Origin of the sequence: uncultured Planktosalinus sp., assembly GCF_963973675.1 — a bacterium.
Lineage (GTDB): Bacteria > Bacteroidota > Bacteroidia > Flavobacteriales > Flavobacteriaceae > Planktosalinus.
Window position 1 is genome coordinate 1 of the sequence record NZ_CAXBAN010000068.1, and the last position, 9016, is coordinate 9016.

The 9016-nt window shown below is 36.8% G+C and carries 7 protein-coding genes and 1 pseudogene; 3 read left to right on the top strand and 5 right to left on the bottom strand.

The features are described from left to right. Together AACY61_RS04185 and AACY61_RS04190 are read right to left on the bottom strand one after the other, a co-directional pair. A partial coding sequence (locus AACY61_RS04185) for an FMN-binding glutamate synthase family protein (RefSeq protein ID WP_339610335.1) occupies positions 1 to 1567 on the bottom strand: 1567 nt, incomplete at its 3' end. Between the two features lie 3 nt (positions 1568 to 1570). After that, positions 1571 to 2797 (bottom strand): amidohydrolase, encoded by a 1227-nt coding sequence (locus tag AACY61_RS04190; RefSeq protein ID WP_339610341.1) that lies wholly within the window; start codon positions 2795 to 2797, stop codon positions 1571 to 1573. A gap of 192 nt (positions 2798 to 2989) precedes the next feature. Here AACY61_RS04190 and AACY61_RS04195 point away from each other — a divergent pair, with 192 nt between their 5' ends. Both AACY61_RS04195 and AACY61_RS04200 read left to right on the top strand, forming a co-directional pair. Further along, positions 2990 to 5308 carry a UvrD-helicase domain-containing protein gene (locus AACY61_RS04195; RefSeq protein ID WP_339610336.1) on the top strand — a complete coding sequence of 773 codons (2319 nt, stop codon included), beginning with the start codon at positions 2990 to 2992 and terminating at the stop codon, positions 5306 to 5308. A gap of 10 nt (positions 5309 to 5318) precedes the next feature. After that, a complete protein-coding gene (locus tag AACY61_RS04200; RefSeq protein ID WP_339610337.1) occupies positions 5319 to 5933 on the top strand; it encodes a potassium channel family protein in 615 nt (204 codons plus the stop codon). Here AACY61_RS04200 and AACY61_RS04205 read toward each other — a convergent pair. Beyond that, a complete protein-coding gene (locus AACY61_RS04205) occupies positions 5930 to 6811 on the bottom strand; it encodes an alpha/beta hydrolase (protein ID WP_339610338.1) in 882 nt (293 codons plus the stop codon). The two genes, AACY61_RS04200 and AACY61_RS04205, sit on opposite strands and share 4 nt — an antisense overlap. 118 nt (positions 6812 to 6929) lie before the next feature. Here AACY61_RS04205 and AACY61_RS04210 point away from each other — a divergent pair, with 118 nt between their 5' ends. Then, the gene (locus AACY61_RS04210) at positions 6930 to 7547 is read left to right on the top strand and encodes an L-threonylcarbamoyladenylate synthase (protein WP_339610339.1); all 618 of its coding nucleotides are present in this window, start codon (positions 6930 to 6932) and stop codon (positions 7545 to 7547) included. A 48-nt stretch (positions 7548 to 7595) separates the two neighbouring features. Here AACY61_RS04210 and AACY61_RS04215 read toward each other — a convergent pair whose 3' ends face one another. Further along, positions 7596 to 8456 carry an OmpA family protein gene (locus AACY61_RS04215; RefSeq protein WP_339610340.1) on the bottom strand — a complete coding sequence of 287 codons (861 nt, stop codon included), beginning with the start codon at positions 8454 to 8456 and terminating at the stop codon, positions 7596 to 7598. Positions 8457 to 8549: 93 nt separating this feature from the next. Then, positions 8550 to 9016 (bottom strand): annotated as a pseudogene (locus AACY61_RS04220) (glycosyltransferase family 2 protein); the annotation flags it as partial.

Here is a 9016-nt window from a genome sequence, read left to right on the forward strand (position 1 = left end):
TAGGAAATAAAACTATTGTTACTGCTTCTAAAGGACAGTTAAATAAAGCATCCATCCCGTAAAAGGGAACTATATCTTTTTCATACTGATAAGCCAAACTGATGTTTTGGGAAATACTAATGTCATCAGCATTCACTTCTATATCATCCATGGTAAACTGGCACGGGTGTTCATATCCGGTTGCATGAGTGATTTCTAAAAACTCTTTTCTAAATGTCTTAAAATATTGAGCGTGCATTTCAGATTTTAACGGAATGTGTATTCCATTTTGCAGCCATTTGTTTTGGGTAGCAACGCCACTGGGACATCTGTTAGTGTGGCATAGTTGAGCTTGTATACAACCAATACTCATCATCGCCTCACGGGCAACATTGATTACATCTACGCCCATTCCAAACGCCATTGCAGCAATTGCAGGGAATCCTAATTTTCCACTTCCAATGAAAACAATGCGTTCAGTGAGTTTTCTTTTTTGGAATACTTTATAGAGTTCTGAAAATCCATATACAAAAGGAAGGGAAACGTGATCAGCAAAACTTGGCGGGGCAGCACCAGTTCCTCCTTCACCACCGTCTACAGTGATGAAATCCGGCCCTTTTCCAGATTTAACCATCAATTCTGCCAGTTCTTCCCATTGGTTCAATTTGCCAATTGCTGCCTTTAGACCTACGGGAAGCCCTGTTTTTTCGGCAATTTCTTCTATTAAACTCATCAACTCTGGAACGGTTTTGAATGCTGTGTGATTGGGAGGGGAAAGTACATCTTTTCCCACTTCCACACCTCTAATCCCTGCTATTTCCTTACTGATTTTTGCTCCGGGAAGGACGCCCCCTTTTCCGGGTTTGGCTCCTTGTGATAGTTTAATTTCTATGGCTTTTATAAACGGATTGTTGTTGACCAATTCGACCAACTTTTCCATAGAAAAGTTGCCTTTATCATCTCTGACACCAAAATAGCCGGTTCCAAAATGAAAGATTACATCAGCTCCCTTACTGTGATAAGAAGATAAGCCTCCCTCACCTGTATTGTGGTAGGCCCCAGATTTTTTACAACCTTCATTGAGGGATTCAATCGCTTTTGCTGAAAGAGAACCAAAACTCATAGCTGAAACATTAATGATAGAAGCCGGTCTGAAAGGTTTTTTTCTTTGATTGTACAAACCCATAACTTTTGCACATGGAAGAAAGGAAGGATTTTCAACATTAGGATGATTTCTTTCTAACTTGAAAGGAATCATCGCATTGTTTATAAAAATATGTTGATGAGCATAGATATCAGAATCTGTGCCGAAACCTTTATAGTTGTTTTCCCTTCTGGAAGATTTGTAAATCCATTCCCGTTCTATCCGATTAAAAGGTTTTTCCTCTCTGTTGTTGGCCACTAAATATTGTCTTAGTTCAGGACCAATGCCTATCAAAAAATACCTTATATGCCCAACTATTGGAAAATTGTGTAAAACAGAATAGCGTTTTTGAAAAAAGACATCACTGATAAAAATTAAGAGAAAAAAGATAAGTATCCATCCCCACCAAGGAATCGATTTTAAAACTTCAAAAATGGTTTCCATAAATTATTTTGCATTTAAAAAATCAATGGTAAGCTGAGACAACGACTTTACTCCAAGCAACATTCCGGCGTCATCAATCATAAAATCGGGTGTATGATGCGGATAGGGTGTCTGGTTTCCGGGAGTCATTCCTCCCAAAAAGTAATATAGGCCGGGTACTTCCTTTTGAAAAAAGGAAAAATCTTCAGCTCCGGTAATTGCATCAATGAGAACTACGTTTTCATTTCCGGCAGTATTTTTAAGGGTAGGCAACATTTTGGATGTTAAATCAGGGTCGTTGAATGTTATAGGATAGTTGTATTCGTGAAAACTAAGTTTTGCTGTTCCTCCATAGGCTTTTGCTAATGTTGAAGTCATTTCTTGCATGCGAAGCATCACTTTTTCTCGCATATCGTGATCAAGTGTTCTCAAAGTTCCCAGCATTTCTGATTTTTCCGGGATGATATTTTGACGTGTGCCGGCTGAAATTTTTCCGACTGTAATAACTACTGCTTCTTTTGTAAGCTCAGTCTCTCTGCTTACAATAGTTTGCAGACCGTCGATAATTTTAGCAGAAATTAATATTGGGTCTACACTGGTCCAGGGTGTGGAGCCATGCGAACCTTTTCCATTAACCTCTATGGTAAATGAATCTGATGCAGCCATAATTCCTTCCGGGCGGTATGCAATTGTACCTACAGGTAATTGTGAGCTGATGTGCAAACCAAAAATGGCATCCACTTTGGGGTCTTTAAGTACTCCTTCTTCCACCATCATTTTAGCACCGCCGTTTTCTCCCGGTGGTGGTCCTTCTTCAGCGGGTTGAAAAATAAACTTTACAGTTCCATTCAGAAGGTGTTTGTTTTTTGTAAGTACTTCAGCCACTCCCATTAAAATGGCTGTGTGAGCATCGTGTCCACAGGCGTGCATTACTCCTGTTTCTGTATTCAGAAATGTTGTTGTTACTTCGCTTTTAAATGGCAAATCGTTACGTTCTGTAACCGGTAGAGCATCGATATCAGCTCTGAGCGCTACAACTTTCCCTTGTTGATTTCCTTTCAATATACCTACAACACCCGTGTGGGCAACACCAGTTTGAACTTCCAGTCCAATAGCTCTTAAGTGTTCAGTGATTTTTTTGGCAGTATTGAATTCACGGTTGGAGAGTTCAGGGTTTTGATGAAAATGATGTCTCCAGTCAATTACTTTTTGCTCGATGGCTGTAATGTCTTTTTGTAGTTGAGCATCCATTTGAGCTTGAATCTGAGAAGAAACAAGAAAGGTAACAAGGATGTACATAAAACGCATAGCAAGTTCTTTTTTGAATTTATTTCCTAAAGGTATTAATTTTTGAGGAATCATAAACCTTGTTAGTAATTATTACACATTGCATGTGTTTTTTACCTCTTGAATTCTTATTTTCACCTTTTTAAAATTAAGCCATTGCAGGATTATTTAAATCAACTAAATGAAGCACAATTAGCTCCTGTTTTACAGAAAGATGGAGCTATGATTGTGATTGCCGGTGCCGGTTCAGGAAAGACGAGAGTACTTACCTATCGCATTGCGTATTTGATGGAGCAGGGGGTAGATGCCTTTAGTGTTTTAGCACTTACGTTTACCAACAAGGCAGCACGTGAAATGAAAAAGCGAATTGCTGAAATCGTGGGTGCTTCTGAGGCTAAAAACTTATGGATGGGAACCTTCCATTCGGTCTTTGCAAAAATATTAAGGATTGAAGCTGAAAAATTAGGGTATCCTTCCAATTTTACAATTTATGATACACAGGATTCTCAAAGTGTAATTAGGGCCATTATAAAAGAAATGAATTTGGATAAGGATGTTTATAAATACAAACAGGTTTATTCGCGCATTTCTTCATATAAAAACAGTTTGATAACAGTTAAAGCCTACTTTAATAACCCAGAATTGATGGAAGCCGATGCCATGGCAAAAATGCCCAGGTTAGGAGACATTTACAAAGCGTATGTAGCCAAATGTTTCAAAGCTGGAGCAATGGACTTTGATGATTTGCTTTTAAAAACAAATGAATTGCTCACGCGTTTTCCAGATGTGTTGGCAAAATACCAAAATCGGTTTCGCTATATATTGGTTGATGAGTATCAAGATACCAATCACAGTCAGTATTTAATAGTCAGGGCACTTTCTGACCGGTTTCAGAATATTTGTGTAGTGGGTGATGATGCGCAGAGCATTTATGCCTTCCGGGGAGCAAACATCAACAACATTTTAAATTTCCAACGTGATTATGATGATGTAAAGGTTTACAGGTTGGAACAGAATTACCGTTCTACGAAAAACATTGTAGAAGCTGCCAACTCCATAATAGATAAAAACAAAACTAAACTTGAAAAAATAGTTTGGACAGCAAATGAATCAGGCAATAAAATTCTGGTGAACCGTTCAATGACTGACGGTGATGAGGGGAGGTTTGTTGCTAGTTCCATTTTTGAAAATAAAATGAATCACCAGCTCAATAATGATGATTTTGCAATCTTATATCGTACCAATGCCCAGTCAAGAGCAATTGAGGATGCACTCAGAAAAAAAGACATTCCCTATAGGATTTATGGCGGGTTGAGTTTTTATCAACGTAAAGAAATCAAAGATGTTATTGCCTATTTAAGGTTGGTATTAAACCCCAAAGACGAGGAGGCTTTAAAAAGGGTAATTAATTACCCTGCAAGAGGGATTGGAAATACTACTATTGAAAAACTTATTGTTGCTGCCAATCATTATAAGCGATCTATTTTTGAGGTAATGGAGCACATTGATAAAATTGACCTGAAAATCAATAGTGGAACCAAAGGAAAACTTCAGGGTTTTGTTACTACCATTCAAAGCTTTCAAGTGTTGAATGAAAGTTACAATGCATTTGAAATCGCAGAGCATGTAGTTAAGAAAACTGGTTTACTCCAAGAATTAAAAAAGGATGCTACTCCTGAAGGGATAGCCCGCATCGAAAACATTGAGGAATTATTAAACGGTTTACGGGATTTTGTTGAGGAACAAAAAGAACTTGCTGAAAGTTCGGGTTCCCTTTCAGAATTTCTTGAAGATGTTGCCCTTGCTACAGATCTTGATAATGAAAAAGGAGACGATGACCGCGTGGCCTTAATGACTATCCATCTGGCAAAAGGACTGGAATTTCCATATGTTTATGTAGTAGGTTTGGAAGAAGATCTTTTTCCAAGTGGGATGAGTATGAATACAAGGGCAGAGCTTGAAGAAGAACGCCGACTTTTTTATGTTGCTCTGACAAGGGCCGAAAAGCAAGCCTATTTGACGTATGCGCAAACAAGATACCGTTGGGGAAAATTGATAGATGCAGAACCCAGCAGGTTTTTAGAAGAAATTGACGAAGCGTTTCTGGAATATCTTACTCCAATTACAGAAAACCGTTACAAACCCCTGATTGATGCAGATATTTTTGATGAAGTAGACAAAAGTAAGCTCAGATTAAGAAAACCTGCAAACGGTACACCGCCCCAAGGCCCCTCTGAAGAACAATTAAAAAAATTGAGACGTTTGCGACCGGTGAGTAGTCCGGGAGGTAATAAAGTGGAGGCTAACAATGATATAAAGAAGGGAGCCACTGTTGAGCATATGAGATTTGGAAAAGGAAAAGTTATAAATATCGATGGAGTGGGTGCTGATAAAAAAGCAGAGATTAATTTTGAGAATGGTGGTTTGAAAAAGCTTTTATTGCGGTTTGCTAAATTGAATGTGTTAGAAAACTAAACTTTCAACTATGAGTGTTACAAATATTATTATTATGCTGTTGTCCATTTTCAGCATTCTATTACTATCGTCACTTTTTTTTATTCCTTCAGATTCTGAAATTTACAGATTGATTGAGTATTTTGACTTTATGCTTTGTTTGATATTCCTTTATGACTTTATCAGTCAGCTCATACAAGCAAAAAATAAATGGAAGTATTTTTATACTGTTGGCTGGCTTGATTTATTATCTTCCATTCCACTGGTTTCTGAATTTCGGTTTATCAGGGTTTTCAGAGTGTTCAGGGTTTTCAGAATTATTAAGTCAATCAGGTTGTTAATTGAATTTGTTCTTAAAAACAAGTCAGCTTCTTTGTATGGATTTGTTGTTTTCAGTGCATTTACCATTTTAGTGTTGTCAACAACAGCAGTGCTTTACGTTGAAAAAGATGTTGGGAACATTCAGACAGCAGAGGATGCACTATGGTGGAGTTTTGTCACGATCACCACTGTTGGTTATGGTGATTTTTATCCTGTAACCAACATAGGAAAGTTGATTACATTTGTTTTAATTGTATGTGGTATTGCCTCTTTTGGTACTGCTATTTCTTATATCAATGAAAAGGCTTCCAGCTTTAAAAACTAATCAATTGGCAAGTGTGTTAGCATAAACTGCTCCAGTTTAGTTTGTAAATCCTGAACATCAGCAGTGCTCCAGTCGTCACCATGACCACCTTCGTAGACTGTAAATGAATAATTGATTCCGGTTGTGTTTAAGGCATTTTCCAAAGCAAATCCATTACTTATAGGTACGATGGGGTCCAGGCTTCCGTAAAATAAAATTGTGGGCGAGGTATTTTCTGAAACCTGAAAAACAGGGCTTAATACTTCAGGTAGATTACTTCCCGGCGGGTAAGCATTTGTATCTGTCAAAAGCTGAAGTGCTAATTCAAAGTTTGGATTGTTTGCATAGAAAGGATCTGTAAAATCTGACGGGCCAACAATGTCGGCAACAAACTTTACTTGGTCTGAAAGGTCATAAACCGAATCATACATCAATGATATATGTGCACCTGCACTTGTTCCAATAAGGCCAAACTGCGGCTGTATATGTAGTTCATTTTGTTGTTCAGTGAGTTGAGAAAGAACACTTCCCAGATCTAAAAACTGATTAGGAAATGCAGGGACCCCAATTTCAGCCAGCACGTAATTAATATTTGCTACTGCATAGTCAGGGTGATTTGCCTGTAAAAAATTGACAATTTCAATCATATCATTTTTGTCTCCGGAGGTCCATCCCCCACCGTGAACAAGGATTATGACTTTTGTGCTTTCTTGAGTCCTTCCTTCAGGTAGATATAAATCATATACCTGGCTAGGGTGTTCTCCATAAGAAACATTCATTCTGACTTCAGCTTCCAGAATTGTTTCTGGATTTGTAGTGTTTTCATCATCTGAGCTACAAGCAACATTGAATAATAAAAATGGAATTGAAACGAATAGTATTATTAAGTATCTTTTCATCAGTATTTTTTAAAAAATTTAATTAACTTAAATTGGAACTTCAATATATTAATTAAAATAACGTATACTAGTTTCTTTTATGTTATTTTGTATTGGAAATATTTAAAAAAGTTTGATTATGGCTAAATTTATTAAGCTTTATGAGGAAAATCCAAATGAAAAACAGATTCAGGAGGTTGTGAAAGTACTTCGTGATGGAGGAATCATTATTTACCCTACAGATACTGTTTATGGGTTAGGGTGTGATATCAATAACAACCGGGCATTAGAGCGTATAGCTCAGATAAGAGGTGTTAAAATTGAAAAAGCAAACTTTTCATTTGTTTGTGAAAGTTTAAGCGATGTGTCTGCGTATGTAAAACAAATGGATACTTCAACCTTTAAAATGCTTAAAAGAGCGTTGCCGGGTCCCTATACGTTTATCCTTGAAGGCAACAATAATTTACCATCAGTATTTAAAAAGAAAAAAACGGTTGGCTTGCGTGTGCCGAATAATAATATTGCAAGGGCCATTGTAAGGGAACTTGGGAGCCCCATTATATCAACGTCAATTCGTGACGAAGATGAAGTCATAGAGTATACTACAGACCCGGAGCTGATTTATGAAAAATGGGAAAAACTGGTTGATGTGGTGATTGACGGTGGATATGGTGGAAACATTGCATCTACAGTAATTGACTTAACACAGGGTGAGCCGGTGCTGGTAAGAGAAGGAAAAGGATCATTGGAAATATAAAAAAAGCCCGGTGTAAAACCAGGCTTTAATTTTTTTCTTTGAATCAAATTAGTTAATTGCAGGGTCTTTTAATCCTTCTTCAATCATTTCATAAAACTGATCTAATTTTGGAAGTACTACAATTCGTGTTCTTCTGTTTTTAGATTTTCCTTCAGCAGTTGCATTGCTTGCTACAGGCACATATTCTCCTCTACCCCCTGCGGTCATTCTTGCCGGGTCAACACCAAAGTCTTTCTGTAGCATTCTTACTACAGCAGTTGCTCTTAGTACACTCAAATCCCAGTTGTCTTTTATGGCGGGACGGCTAATAGGATCGGTATCGGTATGTCCTTCCACTAAGAATTCAAAATCAGGTTTGCTTTTAACCACTTGTGCAACTTTTCCAAGTACTTCTTTTGCTCTGCTGGTGATGTTGTAACTACCACTTGAAAACAATAACTTGTCAGAAATGTTCACATACACTACGCCTTTTTCAACGCTTATTTCAATGTCGGTATCATCCAGGTTGCCGATAGCTCCTTTCAAACTTTGAACCAATGCAAGGTTTACAGAGTCTCTTCTTGTAACAGCATCTTGAAGCTTTCTGATGGTTAAGTCTTTTTCCTGCAAACTCTCTAAAGAGCGTTCGAGATTTTCAGCTCCTTTTTTAGTTAAATCTGTAAAATCACCAATACTTCTGATTAAGTCTTTGTTAGTAGCATTTAAGGATGCCACCTGACTTTCAAGGGAATTTGCTTTGGCTTGAAGTGAAGCCCTTTCTTCTAAACAGGAATTTAGCTTTACGGTGGTAGTGTTAAGCATATCCTGAGTGTTTTTGTGTTGCTCCTCTAACTCAGCATATTTTTTTTGAGAAACACACGATGAAAATAGTAGTGCAACTACACTACCCAATACGATTATTTTTTTCATAATTTTTGGTTTTATTTTTTTAGTTAAATTGAATATCAAAATTATCAAATATTGAGCCAACTTTTTAATAGTTAACAATTATTTAGGCTACGATTATTTAATTGCTTTAAAATGTTTTATTTGTTTTACAAAATACAAAAAAACTATTGATTTTTTGTGATAATAAGCACTGTATTTTGTAGTATTAGTCCTCTTTTTGATCATTTTATTAAAATGTTGGTAAAAAGAACAGTGTGCTTTCAGAATTGCAATAAAATGTATAAACTTAAAACTGATTAAAAATTGTATACCTGCTAAACCATCCAGTATCATTCTTATTATAATAACAGTGGACACAGACTTTCCGGGTGTGTTTTTTAACAAGTTGAAGAGTGAGTTTCTAAAATTCAGAAAGGTTTTTTTTGGGTTTGTGTTTTGTAAAGTTGCCCCTCCAAGATGAAACACTTTTGATGAACCAATGTATTTTGATTCCAATCCTGCATTAAAAAACCTCCAACATAAATCTATTTCTTCCTGGTGTGCAAAATAGTCTTCATCAAAACCACCTACTTGATCAAAAT